Annotated in this window: 22 protein-coding genes and 1 pseudogene; 5 read left to right on the plus strand and 18 right to left on the minus strand. The window is 35.2% G+C overall.

Going from position 1 to position 25,168, the window contains the following annotated elements; all coding sequences use genetic code 11:
- A partial coding sequence (locus tag A9G37_RS13395) for a helix-turn-helix domain-containing protein (protein ID WP_141671002.1) occupies positions 1–165 on the minus strand: 165 nt, incomplete at its 3' end.
- A gap of 543 nt (positions 166–708) precedes the next feature.
- Here A9G37_RS13395 and A9G37_RS01320 point away from each other — a divergent pair.
- Both A9G37_RS01320 and A9G37_RS01325 read left to right on the plus strand, forming a co-directional pair.
- Entirely contained in the window at positions 709–1,572 is an 864-nt protein-coding gene (locus A9G37_RS01320; protein ID WP_176701840.1) for an RNA ligase family protein, read from the plus strand.
- On the plus strand, positions 1,569–2,711 hold the full coding sequence (locus tag A9G37_RS01325) for an AAA family ATPase (RefSeq protein ID WP_034911448.1): 1,143 nt from the start codon (positions 1,569–1,571) through the stop codon (positions 2,709–2,711). Before A9G37_RS01320 ends, A9G37_RS01325 begins: the two co-directional genes overlap by 4 nt.
- Before the next feature lie 139 nt (positions 2,712–2,850).
- Here the strand turns inward: A9G37_RS01325 and citG are convergent, their stop codons facing one another.
- From citG to A9G37_RS01400, 15 genes are all read right to left on the minus strand, one after another.
- On the minus strand, positions 2,851–3,744 hold the full coding sequence (citG, locus tag A9G37_RS01330; RefSeq protein WP_065574393.1) for a triphosphoribosyl-dephospho-CoA synthase CitG: 894 nt from the start codon (positions 3,742–3,744) through the stop codon (positions 2,851–2,853).
- Positions 3,745–3,843: 99 nt separating this feature from the next.
- Positions 3,844–6,867 (minus strand): DNA translocase FtsK 4TM domain-containing protein, encoded by a 3,024-nt coding sequence (locus A9G37_RS13400; protein WP_034911452.1) that lies wholly within the window; start codon positions 6,865–6,867, stop codon positions 3,844–3,846.
- A 105-nt stretch (positions 6,868–6,972) separates the two neighbouring features.
- Entirely contained in the window at positions 6,973–7,494 is a 522-nt protein-coding gene (locus A9G37_RS01340; RefSeq protein ID WP_034911455.1) for a gamma carbonic anhydrase family protein, read from the minus strand.
- Between the two features lie 5 nt (positions 7,495–7,499).
- The gene (locus A9G37_RS01345) at positions 7,500–8,741 is read right to left on the minus strand and encodes a Bcr/CflA family multidrug efflux MFS transporter (protein WP_065574394.1); all 1,242 of its coding nucleotides are present in this window, start codon (positions 8,739–8,741) and stop codon (positions 7,500–7,502) included.
- Between the two features lie 128 nt (positions 8,742–8,869).
- Complete coding sequence (rsuA, locus tag A9G37_RS01350; protein WP_034911459.1) at positions 8,870–9,559, minus strand: 16S rRNA pseudouridine(516) synthase RsuA; 690 nt, start codon at positions 9,557–9,559, stop codon at positions 8,870–8,872.
- 21 nt (positions 9,560–9,580) lie between these two features.
- Entirely contained in the window at positions 9,581–10,312 is a 732-nt protein-coding gene (locus tag A9G37_RS01355; protein WP_034911462.1) for a class I SAM-dependent methyltransferase, read from the minus strand.
- Complete coding sequence (gene prlC, locus A9G37_RS01360; protein ID WP_034911466.1) at positions 10,299–12,326, minus strand: oligopeptidase A; 2,028 nt, start codon at positions 12,324–12,326, stop codon at positions 10,299–10,301. Before prlC ends, A9G37_RS01355 begins: the two co-directional genes overlap by 14 nt.
- Before the next feature lie 96 nt (positions 12,327–12,422).
- On the minus strand, positions 12,423–12,680 hold the full coding sequence (locus tag A9G37_RS01365; protein WP_034911469.1) for a BolA family protein: 258 nt from the start codon (positions 12,678–12,680) through the stop codon (positions 12,423–12,425).
- A gap of 93 nt (positions 12,681–12,773) precedes the next feature.
- A complete protein-coding gene (locus A9G37_RS01370; RefSeq protein WP_034911474.1) occupies positions 12,774–13,046 on the minus strand; it encodes an STAS domain-containing protein in 273 nt (90 codons plus the stop codon).
- Between the two features lie 5 nt (positions 13,047–13,051).
- A complete protein-coding gene (mlaC, locus tag A9G37_RS01375) occupies positions 13,052–13,696 on the minus strand; it encodes a phospholipid-binding protein MlaC (protein WP_034911477.1) in 645 nt (214 codons plus the stop codon).
- A gap of 14 nt (positions 13,697–13,710) precedes the next feature.
- On the minus strand, positions 13,711–14,295 hold the full coding sequence (gene mlaD / locus A9G37_RS01380; RefSeq protein WP_034911480.1) for an outer membrane lipid asymmetry maintenance protein MlaD: 585 nt from the start codon (positions 14,293–14,295) through the stop codon (positions 13,711–13,713).
- Between the two features lie 11 nt (positions 14,296–14,306).
- Positions 14,307–15,086 (minus strand): lipid asymmetry maintenance ABC transporter permease subunit MlaE, encoded by a 780-nt coding sequence (mlaE, locus tag A9G37_RS01385; protein WP_141671003.1) that lies wholly within the window; start codon positions 15,084–15,086, stop codon positions 14,307–14,309.
- Positions 15,086–15,901: a phospholipid ABC transporter ATP-binding protein MlaF gene (gene mlaF, locus A9G37_RS01390; RefSeq protein WP_218056394.1), complete on the minus strand. Its 816-nt coding sequence runs from the start codon at positions 15,899–15,901 to the stop codon at positions 15,086–15,088. Before mlaF ends, mlaE begins: the two co-directional genes overlap by 1 nt.
- A 287-nt stretch (positions 15,902–16,188) precedes the next feature.
- On the minus strand, positions 16,189–16,788 hold the full coding sequence (locus A9G37_RS01395) for a methionine ABC transporter permease (protein ID WP_370738298.1): 600 nt from the start codon (positions 16,786–16,788) through the stop codon (positions 16,189–16,191).
- 85 nt (positions 16,789–16,873) lie between these two features.
- Entirely contained in the window at positions 16,874–17,932 is a 1,059-nt protein-coding gene (locus A9G37_RS01400; RefSeq protein ID WP_065574397.1) for a methionine ABC transporter ATP-binding protein, read from the minus strand.
- Positions 17,933–18,201: 269 nt separating this feature from the next.
- Here A9G37_RS01400 and A9G37_RS01405 point away from each other — a divergent pair, with 269 nt between their 5' ends.
- The gene (locus A9G37_RS01405; protein WP_218059274.1) at positions 18,202–19,050 is read left to right on the plus strand and encodes a MetQ/NlpA family ABC transporter substrate-binding protein; all 849 of its coding nucleotides are present in this window, start codon (positions 18,202–18,204) and stop codon (positions 19,048–19,050) included.
- Positions 19,051–19,099: 49 nt separating this feature from the next.
- On the opposite strand, the gene A9G37_RS01410 is transcribed toward A9G37_RS01405, so the two are convergent.
- On the minus strand, positions 19,100–19,429 hold the full coding sequence (locus A9G37_RS01410; protein WP_034911495.1) for a rhodanese-like domain-containing protein: 330 nt from the start codon (positions 19,427–19,429) through the stop codon (positions 19,100–19,102).
- Positions 19,430–19,558: 129 nt separating this feature from the next.
- Positions 19,559–22,192 (minus strand): annotated as a pseudogene (gene pepN / locus A9G37_RS01415) (aminopeptidase N).
- A 158-nt stretch (positions 22,193–22,350) separates the two neighbouring features.
- Here pepN and pncB point away from each other — a divergent pair.
- Positions 22,351–23,544 (plus strand): nicotinate phosphoribosyltransferase, encoded by a 1,194-nt coding sequence (gene pncB, locus A9G37_RS01420; protein ID WP_034911503.1) that lies wholly within the window; start codon positions 22,351–22,353, stop codon positions 23,542–23,544.
- 161 nt (positions 23,545–23,705) lie between these two features.
- Positions 23,706–25,109, plus strand: a complete 1,404-nt coding sequence (gene asnS / locus A9G37_RS01425; protein WP_065574398.1) for an asparagine--tRNA ligase — start codon at positions 23,706–23,708, stop codon at positions 25,107–25,109.
- Positions 25,110–25,168 lie beyond the last annotated feature (59 nt).

The raw sequence follows: 25,168 nt of genomic DNA on the forward strand, positions 1-25,168 counted from the left end.
ATGTGCTTGATAGGCTTGATTAGGTTTTGAGTTTCTTTTTATCTCTCGACTTATTGTCGAAGGATGTCTATTGAGTAGCTGGGCTATCTCTTTTTTATTCTTTCCGGCTTGTAATAATACGAAAATTTGGTATCTTTCCTTCCTAGAAAGGTGATTATAATACATAGCAATCTCCAAACTGTGGTGGTGCGAAGGTGCTAGTATAAATCACCTTTCTACTTTCTTCACTCCACCGTGTTTAAAATTGCACTTCATGTTTGAATCCAGGATTGAATATCTAAGCTGTTTTATAGAAAAACATTCCAATTTTTCACCACACTTAAAGGTGAATATAGTCATTAATCTAGCATTAGAATGAGCCCTGAACTGGTAAAGGGGTGTTGCAAAAATAGTTGATTAGAGTATTGATTTTGTTTGTGTTTTTATAAAAACAATTAATTTATAATTAGTTATTACCCTAACCAATTATTTATTATAATAAAACTTGACAAAGCATGAGCAATTGTTGATAATGGCGCCGTTTTTTTAACCTGAATTTTTTATTATAACGAGGTGGCAAAATGCCTGTAGTTAACACTTTATCTTAATGCCGACTTGGTATCTTCTATCATATTGTCTTTTGCTTAGTATTATCTAAGCCCCTTCGTTGCAATTCAATCTATAGATTTTTGCCTTGTCGGTTTTCCCTTATTTTTTGGAGAAAACATTATGACAATGGAATCTTATATTCAAAATTTAGAATTAATTAAATATCCACGAACACTGCACCTAGAAAGCTCACGCTTACAGTTTGGTGATAGTGAACATGGACAACGTCCTTATAAGCAATTAGCTGGTCAATATATTGTTATTGAAGAAAAACTTGATGGAGCAAACTGTGCTATTAGTTTTTCAGCTAGTGGTGAGCTGTTGCTTCAATCTCGAGGACATTACTTAATAGGTGGTTCACGAGAACGCCAATTTAACCTTTTAAAGCACTGGGCTTGCGTGCATGAATATTGGTTACTTGAGCGTTTAGAAGATCGCTATATTCTTTATGGTGAATGGTTACACAAAAAACATGCTATTTTTTATGATGCTTTACCGCACTATTTTTGTGAGTTTGATATTTGGGATAGACAACAAAACTGTTTTTTATCTACCCTAAAGCGACATCAATTATTAGCTGGTGGTCCTGTTTTATCGGTGCCTGTGTTGTTTGCAGGGATTGCACCTTCTAAATTGAGCGATTTATTGGCGTTAGTCAAACCATCTTTGGCTAAAACCGCTAATTGGCGTACTTGCTTTGAACAAATCGTGATGCGTGAAAAGCTAGACTTAAGCAAAGCTTGGCAACAATGCGATAACTCTGACTTGATGGAAGGGTTATATCTTAAAATCGAATCGGAAGAACAAACCATTGATCGCTTAAAATGGGTTAGGCAGGATTTTGTTCAGGCGATTTTAGATGCAGGGCAACACCATAGTGAACAGCCTTTTATTCCAAACCAGTTGGCTCAAGGTGTTGAGTTATATACACCTCAATTAACAGTAAATTGGAATAATGGATGCCTAAAAGGGGGTAAATTATGAATTACCAAGTACTAAAACAACAAATAGCAAGTACGTTGGCAACAGATGATTTTAGCCCATGGTTAACCTGTATTCCTGAATTGAATAGTTTGATAATAACGCCACAAGATCCCTCGCATCATGGAGAGGGGAACGTTTGGGTTCATACGCAAATGGTTGTGCGTGCATTATTAACGCAAGAAGAGTTTACCAATGCAACAGAAGATGAGCAGTTTGTATTATTTATGACTGCTTTATTACATGATATCGCTAAGCCAGAAACCACCGTTATAGATGAGTTGACAGGTAAAATTACACAACCAAGGCATTCCAAAAAAGGCGAGATCCGTAGTCGTATATTATTATGGCGAATGGGGGTGCCATTTGATTTGCGGGAACAAATCTGCCGAATTATTAGTGTACATCAAGTGCCTTTTTTTGCTTTAAGTGATGAGGAAAGAAATAAATCACCCGAATATTTAATTCACCGCTTATCGTGGCAATTGCCTATTTGGATGTTGTGTTTGCAAGCTAAAGCAGATATGGAAGGTCGTATTTGTGCTGATAAACGCCGAGCGCTTGATGAAGTTGAACTCTTTAGGCAATTGGCACTTGAAGAAGGGTGTTTATATCACCCTCGTCAATTTGTTGATGATTATACTCGTATCCAATATTTTCGAGGTAGTAATGTATTACCAGATTATGCATTATATCCTCAAGAAGGATCTAAGGTGATTATGCTAGCTGGTTTACCTGCATCGGGTAAAAATAGTTGGGTGAGTAAACATTATCCAACATGGGATGTTGCTTCTTATGATGATGCTAGATCTGAGCTAAAACTAAAGCACGGTGAAAACGAAGGGCTGGTTATTCAGTTTGTGTTAGCAAAGGTTAAACAGTGGTTAAGAACAAAACAACCTTTTATTTGGAATGCGACCCACTTATCGCAAGAAATGCGTCAAAAAGCACTCGATTTGCTTTATGCTTATCATGCGAATGTGGAAATTGTCTATCTTGAACAACCAGAAAAAGAGTTGTATCGCCGTAATTCAGCACGAGATACTACGTTGCCAAATAAAGCAATTCAGCGGTTATTAAATAAATGGGAAGTTCCATTACCGACTGAAGCACATAAGGTGAGTTATTTTATTAATCAATAATTATTACTCATCTTTGGTTATATTAATTGGGGCCGATATTAAAGCCCCAAAATTAATTGGAGAATAGTGTTAAATATTAAATTCTGTTATTTTTAATTACTTTTTATATCAATAAATCTTATCTTTTTATTGTCTTGTTTTATCCATTATATTGAGACAAAAACCAAGTAATCGCAATTAAATCCGCCGATCCACCAGGGCTTAAATTACGTTTTATTAATTCACTGTCAAGATGATATAAATTTTCTCGTACTTTTGGATTGATTACGCCACCTTGTTTGATGAGTTTTTTCGATTGTTCTTGGACAAAGGTCAAGCCATCAAGTCCACCTCGTGAAACTACATTAGTGTCTTGATTAAAAGCAAGTAAATGTAACATCGCTTGTAATAAGCAAGTTTCTTCATCATAGCCGTTCTTTTGCATTTGTTGAAAGATAGGCAGTGAGATATTTCTAACTGTTGCATAACCTGATTCTGCTTCTCCTCTTGCTCCTGTAAGGTTATGGAGTTTAAATAGCTTTTCACCAACAGAATTTGTTAGATTATTTTGTTTTAGCTCGCTTTGAACAATGCCTTGGCAAATGGATGAAACTTCGTTACAAATGCTTTGTATATTGATTGGTAAGTTTAATTGCTCTAACTTGCCAATAGCGCCGAGCAGCAAACCAAAGGCAAATATCCCGCCTTTATGAGTATTAACTTGATTGGTGGCTTTAAACATCGCTTGTTCGCAATTAATACCAATTGGTCTAATGCCAGCTAAAAAAAGTTGATTTTTATGCAAAGCTGATATTCTACCATATTGGTAGAAACGTTCAAACCAGACACAAATAGCACTAATACTTTGAAAAAAGGTTTGGAAATCCATATCACGATGTGCTCCACTATTATTCATATCAACTAATCCGGGTTTTGGTGATAAGCAAATTTCTTTGATTAATGCTTTAGTTGCTAATTGCGCAGGTAAACATCGGTTAGGGTCATTATTGAGTTGTAATTCTAATAATGCTACTTGCTGAGAATAATCACTCATTACTATTGGTTACCTATAGGGATTCGATTTAATTAATTTGCATGATGCTATGATGTAAACACCAAGCCACTCTTTTAAATGGATTGGTGTGTGATAAAACTAATAATCGTTATGTGTTGATACAGCTAGTACTTCCCGATTTCCATTATGGCTTGGGGCGCTAATAATGCCTTCTACTTCCATTTGTTCGACAATTCGGGCTGCTCGGTTGTAGCCAATTCTAAATTTTCGTTGTACGCTAGAGATAGAAGCTCTTCGTGTTTCTATGACAAAAGCAACAACTTGGTCAAATAATGGATCGAGTTCTTCATCTGACGAGTTGGAATTGCCATTTTCGCTATCATCGGTCGCAACTGTGACATTTTCAACGTATTTTGGTGTGCCACGTGCTTTCCAATCTTGCACAACGGCGTGCACTTCTTCATCACGCACAAATGCACCGTGAACACGAATTGGAATGGAGCTATTAGGGGCTAAATAAAGCATATCTCCCATACCAAGTAATGATTCTGCTCCCATTTGATCTAAAATAGTGCGAGAATCAATTTTGCTTGATACTGTAAAAGCGATACGAGTTGGTATATTCGCTTTGATTAAGCCTGTAATGACATCCACCGATGGACGTTGTGTGGCTAAGACTAGATGAATACCTGCTGCTCGCGCTTTTTGAGCAAGCCGTGCAATTAGTTCTTCGACTTTTTTACCGACAGCCATAATCAAATCAGCAAACTCATCGACCATGACCACAATATAGGGTAATTTTTCGAGTGTTGGCATATTAAGATCCATACTATCAGTTGGTTTCCAAAGTGGATCGGGAATTGGTCTGCCCATTTGTTCTGCTAGTTTTATTTTTTCGTTATAACCAGCAATATTACGCACACCTAATGCTGACATTAGACGATAGCGTCGTTCCATTTCGTTAACACACCAATTTAATGCATTAGCGGCATCTTTCATATCAGTAACCACTTGTGTTAATAAATGTGGTATTCCTTCATAAATAGATAACTCTAGCATTTTGGGGTCAATCATAATAAACCTGACATCTTCAGGTTGCGATTTATATAAAATGCTTAAAATCATCGCATTAACACCAACTGATTTACCCGAGCCAGTAGTACCAGCAACAAGTAAATGAGGCATTTTAGCAAGATCAGCAACCACTGATTGCCCAGCGATATCTTTTCCTAATACGACAGTTAACGGCGATTGAGCATCTTTAAATTGAGGGCTGTCTAAGACTTCTCTAAAATAGACTGTTTGACGATTTTTATTGGGCAATTCAATACCTACATAAGGTTTTCCCGGAATAACTTCAACTACACGAACCGATGGCATTGATAATGATCGTGCTAAGTCACGATCTAGCGTTGAAATTCGTGCCGCTTTGATACCCGGTGCAAGTTCAATTTCAAATCGAGTAATCACCGGTCCCGGTAAATAATCAACCACTTTTGCCTTAACTCGATAATCCGATAAACTTTTTTCAATCAGTTCCGACATTGCGTTTAAGGCACCATGATCGACTTCGATTCGAGCTGTTGGTGGCGCAGTTAATAAGTTCAGTGACGGTAGTGGCGTAGTCGGTTTAGGTAACGGTTTATCATTACGTCTTAATAACGGATGAATTAAGCTATCTTCGTCATTTTCATTGAAATGATTATGTTGAATATCTTCAACACGATCTTCTTCAGGATAGATATCATCAATAATTGGATTTGCTTTTTTTAGAGCTTCAGTGTCAACATATTCTAGTTGCTCTACGTCTGTTTTCACTTCTTTTATTTCAGTTTCAGTCTTTGTATCTGTTATGTTTTGTGTAACTTCTATAGATGCAGTGTCTTTTGTACTTGTAATAACCTGTGGTTCTTGAATAAATGGTTGTTTGGTTTCAGTTGTTTCTATAGCTGAAAAGTTGATGGATGATTCAAACGGTGTTTGTTCATTAGTAAAATTAATTTTGGGTTCGTTGTGTACTGATGTAAACAGTGGTTTACTTGGTGCATCTGAAATTGTGTATTTTTCTGGTTCATCGAATGGTAGTTTTTCTTCTGATTTTTGTGTTTGTATTACCTGTTTTATTTGTTCTATTGATGAAGACAAGGTTTGCTCTTGCTCTGGAGTAGCTTTGTTTCCATTCATGTTTTGAATAATTGATTCAAGGCGAGATAAAATCTCGTTAGGATCGAGCTCTTTATTTTGTGGATTATCACTTGTTAGAGGCACTGTTGTTGACTGTGGTACTTGAGTATCTTTGTGGGATGATTTGATTAATTCATCGGTTGTTTTTATTGAGATTGTTTTATCGTCAGACGATATGATGGTATTTGCAGTCTGATTTTGAGTTGTTTCAACACTAAAGATAGTATTTGATGTTGGAATGATATTGGTATCATCATCTGATTTTTTATCTAGTTTTGTATCAAAAGGTATTGTAAATTGAGGATCTTTTATTTCCTCATTAGTCTGTGCTATTGGTTTTTCGTTTAGTGGATCTGGTTGTTTAAGTTTATTAGCTGTGCGAGGCTTAATTAACCATCTAATCGGTAGTAGTAAAATCATGACAAAAGCACCTAATTTTTCAATTAGATTTAACCATGATAATCCAGTTAATAATGTGACACAGGCCAAGCAAGTTCCAAGAAGAATTAAGGATAAAGTAATGCTATCTATAATTGGTAAAAGGCTTTCGATGACTATCGCACCTAAATAACCGCCCGCTTCAAATTGTTCAGAATCAGCAATATTTAAAGTAAAAAATCCTGTAGCACTAAATATAAATGCTAACACACCAATAATCCGAAATGAAAGACTAAAGTAGTTTATAGGATCATTAGCATGTTTATAAAAATAAACGATTGACTGTAAACAAATAAAAATAGCGATAAAAGGTAGGCTATAAGCAATAAAGCCTAAAAATTGAAACAGAACGTCACAGATGTATGCGCCAATATAACCGCCAAAATTACTAATAGGATAGTGCCAAGCTGTACGAGACCAACCTGGATCGGATGGATCGTAACTGAACTGCGATAGAAATAAACAAACAGATAAACCTATTATTGTTAGTAGGATCAATTGAGCGATGATCTGTTTTTTTGTAATTTTGGGCTTTTTCAAACAAGTACCTAAAAATTATTGCTATTAAAATAGCTGGCATTTTATCATAAATTGTGCTTGCTCACAGAGCCAATACCGTTTAAAACGCAATTTATTGTTGGGTTATTATGCAACAGGAAGTAGGCTAGTTTTAAATCTTATACCATTTTGTACATATCGTTGTGCATTAGTGATATTTGCTGTAATTTCAGCTTTAGTTAATTTGCGGATAATTTTTGCGGGTGATCCCATAATTAAACAACCTTCTTCATAAGGTATGGTATGTGTTACTAACGAGTTGGCGCCAACAAGGCAATTTTTTGCAATTTTGGCATTGTTTAATATAGTACTACCCATACCAATTAATACATTATCTTCAATGGTGCAACTATGTAGGATAACATTATGCCCAATAGTGACATTCTCGCCAATAATGCAAGGGATATCTGTTTCAATATGGATGGTAGTGTTATCTTGCACATTGCTATTTTTACCAATATGTATGGGAGCAATATCACCGCGTAAAACAGCGTTGAACCAAATAGAAACACCCTCTTGTAAAACGACATCACCAATGATATCAGCAGATTTTGCGATAAAACAATTTTGATGAATTTGTGGATGTAAATCACCTAGTTGATAGATCATAATTATTACCTTTTATTATTTTTGACACTCAAAAATAAGCTCACAGAAATAAAATTACATAACACCATAGAGCCAACCATTAGCCACTCTGTTGTATTATTGATCGTTATGGATTGCGCAGTTGGCGTTGATACCAATAATGATAATAATATGCCTATTGCTCCAGCGATTGCAAAACGAATTGTACCGGCAAGAGATGAGGCTGTACCTGCAATATAGGGATAAAAGTCTAAAACAATTGCCATACTATTTCCACCAATGGTTGACATACAACCAATATATCCTGCAATGCAAATAACAAGATAGGCAAATCCGAGATTAAATAATGTTACGATGGTAAGGCCTATTGCCATAACAAATTGGACCAAAAGACCGAACTGCATCATTTTAATCGAGCCAACATGTTTAACAAAACGGCTATTTAATGTATTCATAAACACCATAACTATTATATTGAATGCAAAGTAGTAGCCAAAATTAGTTGATGCAACACCGTGTAGATTCATATATACAAAAGGTCCTAAGCTTAAAAATGAAAATAATCCAGCTCCAGAAAATGCACCTAACATCATATAAGTTAATACTTGGCGATGCCTGAACAGTGTAATAAAATTACTTAAAATACGAATTAAACTAAATTTATTGCGTTTTGTTTTTGCTAATGCTTCAGGAATAAATGCGATCACTAGACCAAAGCAAGTCAAAGCAATTAGGCTGATAGTGTAGAAATTGGCTTGCCAATTAAACCAATATAAAATAAATCCACCAATAATTGGTGCGAGTAATGGTGCTACGTTGGATATCAGCATGACAAACGACATCATTTTAGAAAATTCGTCACGATCACGATAAATATCTTTCATTAACGCATTAATGACTATTGCTGTAGCCGCTGCCGCAATGCCATGGAAAAAGCGAGCTGTAATTAATTGATTAATATTGTTGGCAATACCACAGCTTAACGCCGCAACTATAAAAATAATTAGACCCAAAATGAGAACATTACGACGCCCATAACTATCTGTGAGTGGTCCAAATAAAAGTTGTCCAACAGAAAATCCTAATAAATAGCAACTAATTGTTAGCTGTACCGTGCCATCGGTTACATTAAAGTCGCGTGCAATCGTTGGCATACTAGGTAAATACATATCTATGGATAAAGGCATCAACATAGAAAGTAATCCAAGGATAAAAATAAGCGCTTGTTTGGAAATTTTAATATCACTTAAACAATCTTGAGTTGGCACGTCATACTTCCTTCAAATTTTTTAAAATGCACCTAAAAATATGTCATATAAATGAGATAAAATTATTTAAAAAATATTCATTTATCTAAATGGAAAGTTGCTATTAAGATTAATGTAAATTATATGTGTCAATTAAACGAGTCGATTTCATCTTGTGAAAGTGGTCGATATTCACCTTCAGGTATATCAAGAATTACCTTACCTATTTGTTTGCGATGCAATTCAACAACATGGTTATTGACTGCTGCAAACATGCGTTTAACTTGATGATATCGTCCTTCACTAATAGTTAATTCAGCGTGAAAGTCATCAATAATATTTAATTTCGCTGGTTTGGTAAGTGATTTCTCATTTTTTAATTGGATACCATTTTTAAATATATCAATCAGTTCAATATATAATGGCTGTTCAACCGTGACGGCATAGACTTTTTCGCAATGATGTTTGGGTGATGTAATACGGTGTGACCACTTACCATCGTCAGTAAGTAGAACAAGTCCTGTAGTATCAAGATCAAGTCTACCTGCTGCATGCAATTTTTCAGGCATTGGTTCATCAATAAAATAAAGTATAGTAGGGTGGTCAGGATCATCAGTCGAACAGACATAACCTTGAGGTTTATTAAGCATAAAGTAACGATTATTGGTTACGGGTATGATTTCATAACCATCATACTCAACCACTTGCTTGGGTAATAACTGGTAAGCACCTGATTTTATAATTTCACCATCGACAGTCACTTTTTTAGCTTTGAGTTCTTTGGTTACAATAGTGCGGCTAGCGCCTAAGTGATGAGCGAGAAATTTATCTAATCGCATAATTTAAACAATATCCTTGTATTACTCTAGAGGTGTATATATATCAAAACGGTGATTTTTAGTTTTAATTTCGGCCGTCGGTTTTTGATTGGCTAAAAACGGTGCATAATCGGGTCTTTTCACTACGATCCGTTTTTTTGCTAATTTTCTTGCTGGTTCTAATAAGCTATCTGCATCATTATCACTGCCCACTAATTGTTGAAAAATGCGCATCTCTTTTTTGACAAGCGCACTTTTTTGTCGATGTGGAAACATTGGATCGAGATAAATAACATCAGGTTTTTCAGGGTAAGTGCTCAATCCCTCAATGCTTGAATGATAAATTAAACGTAAATGTTGCTCAAGCCAACTACCGATTTTGGGATCTTGGTAGGCACGCTGCAAGCCATCTTCTAGCAATGCAGCAACAACAGGATGCCTTTCAAACATAGTGACATGGCAACCGATTGATGCTAAAACAAATGCATCTCGACCAAGCCCTGCTGTGGTATCAAGAACTGTAGGTAAATACTCGCCTTTGATACCTACTGCTTTAGCAATCGCTTCGCCACGTCCACCACCAAATTGGCGACGATGAGCCATTGTTCCAGAAACAAAGTTTACGCATATTGCCCCTAGTTTTGGTTCGTCAGTTTTTTGTAACTCAAGTTGATTGTTTTGGGTAACAAGAGCGAATGGAAGATCAGCATGTGTGGATAACCACTGCTCAGCTAATAATTTTAGCTGAGCAAAGTTAGAATTAGTGGATACCATAATGACGAAGTAATGCTTCAAGTTGAGGTTCGCGGCCTCGGAAGTTTTTAAATAATGTCATAGGCTCATCGCTACCACCCTGTGACAAGATGTTATCAAGAAATGCATTGCCTGTTTTAGCGTTGAAAATACCTTCTTCTTCAAAACGTGAAAATGCATCAGCGGATAATACTTCTGCCCATAAATAGCTATAATAACCTGCAGCATAACCACCAGCAAAGATATGGCTAAATGCGTGTGGAAATCTTCCCCATTCAACGGTAGGAACAACGGCAACTTGCTTTCTTATTTCAGCCAATGTATTTAAAATATCAGGATCTTTTTGTGTATGTAATTTAAAGTCAAAAAGACCAAATTCCAATTGGCGTAAAATAAATAGTGCTGCTTGATAGTTTTTAGCATCTAGCATCTTTTCTAACATATCAGTTGGTAACGGTTCACCAGTTTGATAATGCCCAGATATGAATGCAAGCGCTTCAGGCTGCCAACACCAGTTTTCTAAAAATTGACTTGGTAATTCAACAGCATCCCATGGCACCCCATTAATACCAGAAACTGATGAAGTATCAATTTCGGTTAACATGTGGTGTAAACCATGACCAAATTCATGGAAAAGGGTTGTGACTTCGTCGTGTGTAAATAGTGCTGGTTTATCACCAACAGGGCGATTGAAGTTACAAGTTAAATAGGCAACGGGTTTTTGTACATGACCATCAGCAAAACGCATACGACCAATACAATCATCCATCCAAGCGCCGCCACGCTTATGTTCACGTGCATATAAATCAAGATAGAAACTACCTTTTAACTCACCATTTGCGGCAAAGAGATCATAAAATTTAACTTCAGGATCCCAAACTTCAACGCCTTGTCGCTCTTTGGCTGTAATACCAAAAATGCGATGCACTACTTCAAATAAACCATTAATAACTCGTTGTTGAGGGAAATAAGGGCGCAATTCTTCATCGTTGATAGCGTACAAATGCTGTTTTTGCTTTTCACTATAATAAGCTATATCCCATGGTTTGATGTCACTTGCGCCAAAAAACTCATAAGCATAACGTTTAAGATCTGCTAACTCTTTTTCACCTTGAGGTTTAGCCTTAGTTGCTAAATTGTTTAAAAACTCAATGACTTGAGCGGTTGAGCTTGCCATTTTTGTTGCTAGTGATTTATTAGCATAATTATCGAAGCCTAGTAATAGTGCAAGCTCATTACGAAGCGTTAAGATTTGTTTGATAATTTCAGTGTTATCCCACTTACCTGCGTTTGGTCCTTGATCTGACGCACGAGTATTATAGGCTTGGTAAAGTTCAAATCGTAAATCACGATTATCACAGTAGGTCATGACGGGAAGATAACTTGGTATATCTAAGGTTAGTAACCAACCCTCTTTATCTTTTAATTTAGCCTGTTCTTTTGCGGCAGAAAGCGCACTTTCAGGCATGCCAGATAGTTCTTTGATATCGGTAATTAATTTTGACCATCCCATGGTGGCATCGAGCACATTGTTACTATATTTTGAGGATAATTCTGATAATTTTGCGACAATTTCACCATAACGTTTCTGTTTGTCATCGGGTAAGCCAATTCCAGATAATTCAAAATCACGTAGTGCATTATCAACCACTTTTTTCTGTGCTTTGGTTAAAGTAGCATATTGTTCGCTTTCTTTGAGTTGCTTATAAGCTTGATATAAAGGTTTATGTTGCCCAACCCATGTACTATATTCAGATAGTAATGGCAGACAAGCTTCATAAGCTTCACGTAATTCAGGGCTATTTTTAACTGAGTTAAGATGACTAACTGGAGACCAAGCTCGTCCAAATTTTTCGTCTGCTTCATCAATTGGTTGAATTAAGTTATCCCAAGTATATTGGCTATTTTGCTTTAATACTGCTTCAATGGTATTTCTGCAGTTTTTTAAAGTTTCTTGTATAGCAGGCAAAACATGTTCGGGTTTAATTTGTGAAAAAAGGGGTAATGGTGCATCTGTTAATAATGGATTAGTCATGTAGCGATACCTTTATACAAATGGTGTTGTCTATTGATACAACATAATATGGTGGCGAAAACAATTAATTCAAGGGATTATCATGCTAAGAAATGGTTATAACCCCATAAGTTTGCGTTCACGTTGCCATTCAGTGGGGGTATAAGTCTTTATAGAAAGCGCATGAATACGGTTATCATTAATAAATTCAGCCAAAGGGGCATAGATTGCTTGTTGTTTTTTCACTCGATTTAAATCGGCAAATAATTCTCCTACAGCAATAACTTGGAAATGGCTTCCATCATCGGTTAGGACATGTACATCATCAAGTTCAAGCGAATTTTTTAATTTGTCTATAATTTCTTGTTTATCCATTATTCATACTCATCATTAATGTAAATTATGGGGGATATTTTTTGTTAAAAAGTTTCAGGTAACTATGTGTTTCAGTATAAAACTTAACATTTTTTAAATATTAATTACAGGTTGTAGATCATACAATGTAATTAATGTTTGTAGCTGAGGATTAATACCTTTGAGCTTTACATGATATTTATTGCAAAAATAAATTAAAGTTGCGAGCCCTGAAGAATCAACCCGAGTAAGTTGCGCAACATCAATGCATTTTACACCATTTAAAATAGTATTTTGTGTTGACCACAAATCATTTAAAGAGTGAACATCAAGTTCACCCTGTAAAGACAATATTTCTTGTTGTTTTTCTGTTTTTATTTGCGACATTATGGCTAGCCTTTGGGTTTAGCGTTTGGGTCAATATTGCGATTTGAAAGATCAGTTAATTGTTTAGTTAATGCGTCAATACCATCTTGGCGTAAAATTGTTGACCATTCATTTTGCTTGGTGGTGATCATGCTGACGCCTTCTGCAACTAAATCATAAGCTTTCCATTCGCCAGTGACAGAGTTTTTACGCCATTGGAAATCAATACGTAATGGTTGTTGGTTTTTATTAGGTTGGTTTAATAAAACACGAATAGAGATAAGCGTTTTCCCTGTTAAATCTTTTGGCGATTCAACCTGATAAGTTTGGCCATTATACATAGATAATGCTTGAGCAAAAGTTTGTACTAAATAGTTTTCAAAAGCAGCGAAATAAGCTTTACGTTGCGCATCTGTAGCACTTTTATAATAATTACCTAAAATTAATGCGCCAGCATACTTTACTTGTACATAAGGTAATAATTCTGTTCTTACGATCTCTTTTAGTTTGTTTGGGTTTGATTTTAATGTCGCAGATTGTGCATTCATGGTGCTGAAAATCTTATTAGCAGACACTTCCATCTCTTTATAAGGATCATTTTCAGCAAACGCATTAGCACTAAATATTAAAGCTAATGCAAAAAAAATAGTGTGTTTAAATTTGGTTAACATAGTAACAAAACTCCTTAATTTTCATTTATATCTTGTGTATCTTGTTTCTTATCTTTATCGGTCGAACCTCCAGTACTATAAAGGAATTGACCAATTAAGTCTTCAATAACCATTGCTGGTTTAGTGTTGTATATTACAAAACCATCATGAAAATAAGCTGGTTCATGATTATTTGTTGGCAAATTGTTGCTTGTACCTTCGCTATCCAATGAATCAAGTTCTAATTCAGTACTTTTATCAAGTCCAAAGTTAATATCAATAAATTGTTCACCTAATAAACCTGATGTTTTAATTGAAAGCGAACTTGAAACTGGAATTTGATTGTATTGTGCATCAATATCTATTGTTACATAGGGTTTATATACATCAAGATCTGATGATTTTAGTGTTATATTACTGACTCGACCAATCACAACGCCACCGATTTTGATTGGAGAACGTGCTTTTAATCCGCCAATATTATCAAATACAGCATAAACTCGATATGAATTATGACTAGCAAATGATGTTGGATCCGTTACACGGAAACATAAAAAAAGTACCGAGCAAATGACCAGTACCATAAATAATCCTACTGTGATTTCAACTTTACGACTCATGTTTAATGACCTCAATGACTAAACATTAATGCGGTTAAAATAAAATCTAACCCCAAAATTACTAATGATGAATAAACAACAGTGCTTGTTGTTGCTCGACTAATTCCTTCTGATGTTGGTACACAATCATAACCATTGAAAAGTGCAATCCAAGTGCTGGCAATGGCAAATGCAAAGCTTTTTACAAAACAGTTACCTAGATCATGCCACCAATCAACATTACTTTGAATAGATGACCAAAAAAAGCCTGCATCAATACCTTTCCAATCAACACCTACAATAACACCACCTAAAATACCAACGGTAACAAAAATTGCAGTTAAAAATGGCATACTGAAAAAACCAGCCCAAAAACGAGGTGCAATAATACGTCGTAATGGATCAATTGCCATCATTTCCATACTTGATAGCTGCTCAGTTGCTTTCATTAAGCCGATTTCAGCCGTTAATGCAGAGCCAGCACGGCCTGCAAACAGCAAACCAGCAACAACAGGACCTAACTCACGAAGTAGGGCAAGGGCTACCATCATTCCAAGGCTGGCTTCAGCACCAAAAGTGGTCAGAATAAAATAACCTTGCAAGGCCAAAACCATGCCAATAAAAAGACCAGAAACAATAATAATAGTGAGTGATTGTACTCCAACAAAATAAAATTGCTTAATTAGTAATGGGAATTGTTTATTAAATTGTGGCTTACCAATTAATGCCCTAAAGAGCATCACACCAGAACGACCAATCATCGCAATGATATCAATAAACCATTGTCCTAATTTTGCCAGTATATTTAACATTATTTTGTACCTCTGCTTAGGTCTAATTTGTAATCTTCAGCAGGATAATGAAAAGGTACTGGACCATCAGCCAACCCGTCAAGGAATTGTTTTACTCGTAAATCATCATTATCACGTAATTGTTGTGATGTACCACCTGCAATAATATGTTGTTCGGCTACAATGTAAGCATAATCTGCAATACTAAGCACTTCGGTCACGTCATGGCTAACAACGATACAGGTTAATCCTAATGATTGGTTTATTTCAGATATCAGTTTAACAATAACACCCATGGATATAGGATCTTGCCCAGCAAAAGGTTCATCAAACATAATTAAATCGGGATCAAGCGCAATGGCTCTAGCTAATGCTGCTCGCCTTGCCATACCACCAGATAGTTCCGATGGCATCATTTGAGCTGCACCACGTAAACCAACAGCTTGTAATTTCATTAAGACTAAATTATGCAATATAGGTTCAGGTAATTTGAAGTGCTCACGTAGTGGGTAAGCAACATTATCAAACACAGTTAAATCGGTAAATAAAGCTCCCGATTGGAATAACATGCTAATGCGTTTGCGTACTTCATAAAGTCGGGAGCGAGACATGCTTGGAATGTCTTCACCATCGAATAAAATTTTTCCTGACTGCGGTTTTAATTGACCACCAATGAGCCTTAGTAGTGTGGTTTTACCAATTCCTGAAGGTCCCATGATTGCTGTCACTTTTCCTTTAGGGACATTCAAACTCATATTTTTATAAATAGGCCTTGTTCCACGATAAAAAGACATATCGTGAATTTCAACCAAATTTTGTTGTAATGCGTTTGTCACATTGATTTCCTAGATTTCTAGAATGGCAAAATTTTGCTTATTTTACTTGATATTTGTAAATAAAGAAATCAATTAAACGTGTTGCCTATTTGTGTATAACTGCTCAATAAATAGTTTTTATACTCGATGGCTGATTTTTATAGACAAACAGAGGTTTTACGTAAAATATCTTATTAGAGAGATAAAAGATAATTAAGGCTATTTTTCTAAATAATAAATGGGGAAAGTTATATTTTAGCTCCCCCCATTTTTTACTGATCATGCATAACTAAAAGTGATTATGTGTTTTATTCATGCCGTGCTTTACGAGCTAAATAATTACCAGTGCTTTGAATAAATTGTATAGCAATAACTAATATCACCACGCAGATATAAGTAACAGTATTATCAAAACGTTGATAACCGTATGACACAGCTAAATCGCCAATACCGCCAGCACCAATAGCACCAGCCATCGCTGTAGCACCAATTAAACCTATAGTAGCAGTTGTAAGCGTTAAAATTAAAGAGCTAAATGCCTCTGGTAACATAAAATACCAAATAATTTGTATTGGCGTCGCTCCCATTGATTGAGCCGCTTCAATAATACCACTATTCACGTCAAGTAATGAATTTTCAACTAATCTAGCAATGTAAGGAGCAACATAAAATGTTAACGGAACAATCGCTGCTATAGTGCCAATAGAGCTATTTACAATGACCTTTGTTAAAGGTTGGATAGCAACTAATAAAATAATAAAAGGCAATGAGCGAACTATATTAATAATCGGGTTGATAATACGAAACACTCGACGATTTTCTAATAGTCCATAAGGTCTTGTTGTAACTAAGCAAATACCAAGTGGAATTCCGATTAATGAACCTAAAATTAAGGAGAAAACTACCATAATTAGGGTGTCATAGAATGCTTGAACAAATTGTTCAGTGGTTACTGATGTTGCAAAGCAAGAGGCCAAATAGTCAATTATAGTATTAAATATTTCCATTTTTACTCATCTCCCAATGTTTAATTTCAGTGACTTGTACACCGCGCTCACGTAAGTAATGTACTGATTCTTTGATATTACTATCGTTACCTTTTAGTTGAACAAACATACTACCTAAAACCGTTTTTTCGATTTCTGACATATGGGCAAACAAAATATTGACGATAACTTTTTGTTGCAGTATAAGTGAATTTATCACGGGTTCTGACGCAGATCGTCCTAAGAATTCGAGCTTAAATAATTTAATATTTTCTTTTTTACCTTCTATTTCTAACAAATTTTCGACAACACCATTTGGAATTTGATTGTTGATCACTGAGCTAACAAAATTTTGAGTAGTTTGGTGTTTTGGTTGTCCAAATACGTCAAGTACGTTACCTTGTTCTATAATCTTGCCTTTTTCCATTACTGCAACTTTATGGCAAATTTGTTCAATTACATGCATTTCGTGAGTGATTAACACGACTGTTATTTTATATTCTTCATTGATTTTTTTGATTAAATCTAAAATAGCTTGAGTGGTTTGTGGATCAAGTGCTGAAGTTGCTTCATCACATAGTAAAATATCAGGATCGTTGGCTAATGCTCGGGCGATACCAATGCGCTGTTTTTGCCCACCAGAAAGCTCTTTGGGATAGCTGTTAGCTTTATCACTTAATCCAACAAATTCCAAAAGTTCATAGACTTTTTGTTTAATCGAATGTTTATCTTTTTTGATTAAAATTAAAGGAATAGCAATATTTTCAAATACGTTTTTTGATTCAAGCAAATTAAAATGCTGAAAAATCATACCAATTTTTTGGCGAGTTTGACGTAATTCAGTACTAGATAATTGATTTAACAGTTTATTTTGAATAATGACATTGCCTTGTGTTGGTTTTTCAAGAAAGTTAATTAAGCGCACTAAGGTACTTTTACCTGCACCGCTGTAACCAATAATGCCGTAAATATCACCTTTACTGATGGTTAAATTAATATCGTTTAAAGCTTGTGTTGTGACGCCATTTCTTTCATATTGTTTTGAGACATGTTCAAATTTAATCATTGTTCATCACCTATTTATTTTGTTCTAGTTGAATAAGTGCTTGCTTAGGCAATTTGGCTGAATCATTTATTGCAGGTGTTTATATTGCATATTCAACGATTGACAATAATTGATATATCTAACGGTATCACAGGTTAAATTGTTGCTCTAATAATCGTTTTTTATATCTTATTCCATATAGTTATAAGATAGAATTACTTGGAATAAATGAATGCTTTTTTCTGTGTTAGAGTGTATTTAATGCTTATAGCTTATAGAGGATAGCTGAAATGAAAAATGCGTTTATCAAACAAAAAATATTTAAATACATATCAGTCGTTTTAGTTGCTAGTTTAGCATTTTTGACTATTGGTTGTGATAATTCGTCTAAACCAGTCGATAATCAGACAAAAAAAGAAATTAGCATGGGCGTATCACCAGGTCCATATAACGATCTTTTTAATGATGCTGTTAAACCCATACTTGAATCAGAGGGTTATAAGGTTAAATTAGTGAATTTTCCGCATTTACTTGAATCAGACGTAGCTTTAAGTGAAGGTAGTATTGATTTAACCGTTGCACAGCACACAGCTTATATGAATGTGTTTAATGCCCAGCGTAAAGCAAATTTAAAATCGGTTGTGCATGTACCATCGGTACCTGCGACAATATTTTCAAATAAGTTCACCTCATTAACGCAAGTTTTTTCAGGAGCAAAAGTTGCTATTCCACAAGATGCTTCTAATGCAGCTCGTTCATATAATCTACTTGAAAAAGCTGGTTGGATAAAATTAAAAAATAATACAAATCCTATTATTGTTAGTAAAAATGATATTGCTCAAAATATTGCAGGTATTGAAATTATTGAAATGGATTCGGCCAATATTCCTAGAGTGCTTAATGAATTAGATTTTGCGGTAATTCCAGGTAGCATTGTTTATTCTGCTAATATTGACTCGAACAAAGCATTACTTCCTGAAACCATCATTCCTGATTTGGAAATTATGGTTGTAGTGAATGAAGGAAACGAAAATAGTCGATGGGCTCAAGATGTGAAGCGTATTTATCAATCTCAACAATTTAAAGATTATATGAAAACGCATAACCAAAATGGTTATTGGGTGATGCCTCAAGAATAAGCATAGCAAGGTAAAGTAATGAAGAAAAGCCCGTTTGATAACGGGCATTTTAGTATCGTGCCATCTGTTTATCAATTGTTAGCGCCCAAGCATCAATCCCTCCTGTAAGATTATAGAGAAAGTTAGGATCAAAACCGTTTTCTGCTAAATAATGAGCAACAGTTAGGCTACGTCTGCCGTGATGACAATAAATAACAATATCGATTTCATCTGGGATTTTATCTAGATATAAAGGGATCATATTCATTGGAATATGAGTTGCGTTGCCAATACTGCAAATGGCTATTTCATTGGGTTCTCGTACATCGAGTAGAAATAGATTATCTTGCTGATTTAATTTTTGTGCAAGTTCTATGGGAGTGATTTCTTTTATTGTCATTATTTAAAACTTATTAAAGCGCTTGTAAAAAAGTTTCAGGAAACTATACGTTTTAGTATAAAATTTCAACTTCAATTTTAAATTTATTAATAGCATCCTACAACGATATTGCAGAATGCTATTTCCTATTTAGGCTTCTAGTGCCTTGTTAATTTTTTCAAATAAATCTTTAGATAAATTTTCAATTTTTAGCAATGCCTCAAGTGCTTTTTGCATCTGCTGTTGACGATTTTTGTCGTAACGTTTTAATCGAATTAGAGGATCGATAAGCCTTGCTGCAACTTGCGGATTTTTTTGGTTTAACTCAGTGAGAATTTCAACTAAAAATTGATAACCACTGCCATCTTCAGCGTGAAATGCCACAGGGTTATTATTTACAAATGCTCCAATTAATGCACGAATCCGATTTGGGTTACTGAGTGTAAATGAGCGGTGAGTTAATAATTTTTTCACGGTAGCAAGAACATTCTTTTCTGGGCTTGTTGCGTTTAGTGCTAACCATTTGTCCATAACAAGTCCATCTTGATGCCATTTGTCATCAAAGTTAGCCAATAACTTAGTTCGACAATCAAGTTCAGCTTTTACAGCAACACTCAAGGCGGCTAAACAATCAGTCATATTATTTGCTTGATAATATTGTTGGTTAACCAATGTATTGGCGTGCGAATTATCATCGGCATGAGCTAATAAAGTTAAACAACAGTTTTTAAGTGACCGCTTAGCAATGTCATTATGTTTAATTTGATATTGTGACGTTTTATTGTGGTGATAAACGGCTAATAATTCATCATAAAGTTCGTTTGCAAAATGCGTTAACAAAAATAGACGCACTTGATGAATTGCGATTGGATCAACCACAGTAAATAAATTCGCCAACTCGTTTTCAGATGGCAAGGTTAATATTTGTGCAATAAGGACAGGGTCAGTTTTTTCTGATAACAATACGGCTCTAAATGCATCTAATACTGAATCAGGCAACATTAAATTTTGATTTTCTTGATAATTTTTCACATTCAAGCGAACATATTTTGCTAATAACATTTGAGCTGCATCGTAACGGCTAAATGCGTTAGTAGCGTGTTGCATTAAGAAAATAAGATCATTATCTTGATAATCATAAGTTAACTTAACAGGTGCTGAAAAATCACGTAATACTGAAATAATCGGTTTTTGAGTTACGTTATCAAAGATAAATTGTTGTTTGTTTTGTGTTAAATTTAAAACATGGTGAACAGATTTGCCTTGGTATTGCAGTGGAATTATTTCACCATTATGTTGATATAACTCGATATCAAGTGGGATATGCAAAGCCTGTTTTTGTGCTTGATCTTGAGTAGCTGGCGTATATTGTTCTACTGTTAAAGTATATTGTTGATTTTTCTCGTCATAATTATCGGTAACGGTTAATTCAGGTGTTCCTGATTGGCTATACCATAATTTAAATTGAGTTAAATCGATACCTGAGGCATCTTGCATGGCTGCAACAAAATCATCACAAGTTGCGGCACTACCATCATGGCGTTTAAAATAAAGTTTCATCCCTGCTTGGAATTTATCTTCTCCTAATAAAGTATGCATCATTCGAATAACTTCAGCGCCTTTTTCGTACACGGTGACTGTGTAAAAGTTATTCATTTCTATTACTTGTTCAGGCCGAATAGGGTGAGACATTGGACTAGCATCTTCGGCAAATTGAACGGTGCGCAAAAGTTTGACATCCTCAATGCGTTTTACTGCACGAGATCCCATATCAGCGCTAAATTCCTGATCTCGAAATACAGTTAATCCTTCTTTTAAACTAAGTTGGAACCAGTCGCGACAGGTTACCCGATTACCAGTCCAGTTGTGAAAATATTCATGACCAATTACACCTTCAATACCTAGATAGTCATCATCTGTTGCTGTTTGTGGCTTGGCAAGCACATATTTTTAATTAAAGATATTTAATCCTTTGTTTTCCATTGCTCCCATATTGAAAAAATCAACCGCTACAATCATAAAGATATCTAAGTCGTATTCAAGCCCAAAGCGTGTTTCGTCCCAACGCATGGCATTTTTTAAGCTTGTCATAGCCCACTGCGAACGATCTAAATTACCTTTATCAACGTAAATTTCTAAATCAACTTTCCGTTTTGATTGCGTGATAAACTGATCTTTTAAAATATCAAAATCACCAGCAACTAATGCAAATAAGTAAGCCGGTTTTGGAAAAGGATCTTGCCATTGTACCCAATGACGTCCATCTGCAAGTTCGCCTTGCGCTATGCGATTACCGTTCGAAAGTAGATAAGGATAATGTTGTTTATTCGCGGTAATACGTGTTGAAAAGCGAGCAAGAACGTCAGGTCTGTCAAGATAATAGGTAATATGGCGGAATCCTTCTGCTTCACATTGAGTACAGAGCGCTTCGCCTGATACATATAATCCTTCAAGTGCTGTATTGTCAATTGGTTTGATTTCGTTAACAATCGTTAATGTAAATTCTGCTGGAACACGCTGAATGATTAAACCAGCTTTTGTGAGCTGATAATCATGCCATGGTTGTTCGTCAATATTAACAGAAATCAATTTAAGATCTTCACCATCTAAAATTAAATTGTCCGCGTTATTATTTTTCTTAACAACATGGCTACGAGCTGTGACGGTTGTTATTTCGGGAGCTAAATCAAAATCAAGATCGATGTCGGTAATGGTAAAATCGGGGGATTTATAATCAAGACGATTTTTGGCAATAGGCTGCGATTCAGGTGTTTTTGTATTCATGTTGTTATGACCTTTTGGTTTGAAATCAATTTATATTTTATATTGGTTGATATTATAGCTGATTAAAAACAATCTTATTACATAATTAATCTATATCTTCATTATTATTCTGCTATAATCTTTGAAATTTTTATTTAAAGCAATAGCACTAAATTTACATGTTATCAGCAATAATTACATCAATATTAGATACTGATGCTTATAAGTTGCATATGCAGCAGGCTGTATTTCATTACTACCCAGAGGTAACTGTTGTTGCGCAGTTTCGTTGTCGTAGTGATGATTTATTGGGACAATATGTTGATGAAATAATACATCAAGTGAAATTAATGGAATCATTAGCGCTGTCTGATGATGAATTTAACTATTTATCAAATATTTCCTTTTTTAAATCTGACTATTTAAATTGGCTTAAAAAATGGCGTTTCAATAGTGATTTGCTAACTATAAAAAATGAAGATGGAGTGCTTTCTATTACAATTGAAGGTAAATGGCTAGATGTTATTCTATGGGAAGTGCCATTACTTGCCGTTATCAGTGAAATTGTTCATAAAGATCGTTCACCTAATATTGGAGTTTCTGAGGCACTAGCTCGGCTAAAAGATAAATTGGCGTTGTTTAATGAAAAAACAGCTAATATGGATATGTCGGGCTTTAATTTAATGGATTTTGGTACGCGTAGGCGTTATTCGTTTGCGGTGCAAGAGGCAGTTGTCAGTTATTTGAAAACACACTTTCATAACTTTCATAGTACTAGCAATTATTTACTGGCTTATCGTTTAGGGCTTACTCCTGTTGGAACCCAAGCACACGAGTGGTTTCAAGCTCATCAACGTTTAAGTGCTAATCTTCAAGATTGCCAAAGAAATGCTCTTCAAGTTTGGTTAGATGAATATCCTCATGACTTAGGAATAGCATTAACAGATTGTATTACAATGGATGCATTTTTACGTGATTTTGATTTGCATTTTGCTTCTCATTATCAAGGGCTTCGTCATGATTCAGGTGATTCAATTCAATGGGGTGAAAAAGCAATTGCTCATTATCAGCAATTGGGCATAGATCCACAAACTAAACTTTTGGTTTTTTCTGATAGCTTAAATTTTGACAAGGCGATTAAAATCTATCAACATTTTAATCATCGCGTAAAATTATCTTTTGGCGTCGGCGGTTTTTTAGCTTGTGATATTCCATCTAAAGATGCCAATACCAAAGCATTGAACATTGTGCTTAAATTAACGGAATGTAATAATCAATCTGTGGCTAAACTATCAGATAGTCCAGGTAAAACGATATCTCAGGATTTAGATTTTATTGATGAATTAAAACGAACTTTTAGTGTTAAACAATGATAATAATTCATGTTTAACTTATTATTAATATTAGAAACTAAAAATTAGTAATAAGAAACAAGTTATTCAAGAATTCCATTTCGTTATGGGATAGTCTTTAGAATATATCTGTATTACTTTAAATATTACTTAAACAAATTAATGTAGAGATGGATAATTAAATGACTTCAGTTGCACCTATTGTTGATGTGTTACAAGGCAAAATTGCTGTTGGTAGCACTATTTCAGTTCAAGGCTGGGTAAGAACTCGCCGTGATTCTAAAGCAGGTATTTCATTTTTAGCTGTTTACGATGGTTCCTGCTTTGACCCTATTCAAGCTGTTATTGAAAATAATTTACCTAATTATGAACAAGAAATCTTGCGTCTAACAGCTGGTTGTTCCGTTAAAGTCACTGGTAAAGTAGTGGAGTCACCAGGTCAAGGTCAAAAATATGAATTACAAGCAACACAAGTTGAAGTGTATGGCTTTGTTGACGATCCCGAAACTTACCCAATGGCAGCAAAGCGCCATTCAATTGAATATCTTCGTGAAGTGGCTCACTTGCGTGCAAGAACCAATATTGTTGGTGCGATAACGCGTGTACGCCATACGCTTGCGCAAGCAATTCATCAGTTTTTTAATGATCGTGGCTTTTATTGGCTATCAACTCCTATTATTACCGCATCAGATACTGAAGGGGCGGGCGAAATGTTCCGCGTTTCAACACTTGATATGCTAAATCTGCCTAAATTTGATAATGGTAAAGTTGATTTTGATAAAGATTTCTTTGGTAAAGAAGCTTTTTTAACCGTTTCTGGACAATTAAACGCTGAAACTTATGCTTGTGCACTTTCTAAAGTTTATACTTTTGGTCCAACATTTAGAGCAGAGAACTCAAATACTACTCGCCATCTAGCTGAGTTTTGGATGATGGAGCCTGAAGTAGCATTTGCTGATCTAGATGATAACGCTAAGCTTGCTGAGGATATGTTGAAATATGTGTTTAAAGAAGTGCTAGAAAAACGAGCTGATGATATGCAATTTTTTACCCAGCATGTCGATAAAGAAGCAATTAATCGTCTTGAAAACTTTATTAATGCTGATTTTGCTCAAGTGGATTACACTGATGCTATTACTATATTACAAAATTGTGATGCTAAATTTGAAAACCCTGTCAGCTGGGGAATTGATTTAGCTTCAGAACATGAGCGTTATTTAGCTGAACAACATTTTAAAGCACCAGTGGTAGTAAAAAATTATCCGAAAGGTATTAAAGCGTTTTATATGCGTATGAATAATGATGGTAAAACAGTAGCGGCAATGGATGTTTTAGCGCCAGGAATTGGTGAAATCATTGGAGGATCTCAGCGTGAGGAGCGTTTAGATATGTTGGATAAACGCATGGAAGAATTGGGGCTCAAAAAAGAAGATTATTGGTGGTATCGTGATTTACGTCGATACGGTACTGTGCCACATTCAGGTTTTGGACTTGGTTTTGAACGTTTAATTGTTTATGTAACAGGTGTTCAAAATGTGCGCGATGTTATCCCATTCCCAAGAACACCGCGTAATGCAAACTTTTAAGTTGATTAAAATCCCTAACAAGAATTTGTTGGGAGTACGGCAGGTAGAGATTAATCTGT

Origin of the sequence: Gilliamella sp. GillExp13, assembly GCF_001690815.1 — a bacterium.
Lineage (GTDB): Bacteria > Pseudomonadota > Gammaproteobacteria > Enterobacterales > Orbaceae > Gilliamella > Gilliamella bombi.